At 60.1% G+C, this 494-nt stretch carries 1 protein-coding gene; it reads right to left on the bottom strand.

Annotated elements, in window-relative coordinates; genetic code table 11:
• Positions 1–364 (bottom strand): IS110 family transposase (locus tag ACWTU9_RS33210; RefSeq protein WP_455862017.1); only part of this gene is annotated, 364 nt, incomplete at its 3' end.
• Positions 365–494 lie beyond the last annotated feature (130 nt).

Genomic DNA, 494 nt, shown 5'->3' with positions numbered 1-494 from the left:
TCAACATACTGTCGAAGCCTTTCACGCGCACCTCGCGAAAGAATCCTGCTTCAGCAAGACGCGCCAAACCATCGGCGTCATTCGCATCCGTCTTGTTCGCCGCCATATCGAGAGCGGCTTTGGCATGGCGCGCATCGATGCAGATGGCTGGCAATCCCTCGGCGCGCAGCGCATGATAGAACCAAACTGACAGCGGGCCGGTTTCGAACACGACGCGCTTTGCGGCCGGCGCCCGCTTGCGGACAAGCTCGGCAATGATCCTGGGATCAGATGCGCACTTCCCGCGCCAGATCCGTTCGCCTTCACGGCGGATCGACACTGCCGTCTCTTTCATCGACACGTCGAGACCGATATGTTCTTCCATGGCTGTTCTCCGTTGATGCTGGGCCCGGCGTCCAGTCGTGAGCCCGTATTTCATCTTATCGGGGAACAGCCACCCTCCAAGGCTATGATCGGTTCCAGGGCGCGTCGCTCCCGCGATTACCCCATGTGGA

The organism is Mesorhizobium sp. 128a (genome assembly GCF_053848025.1).
Note: the sequence above shows the minus strand (reverse complement) of the source record. Positions and strands in the feature narration are given on the sequence as shown.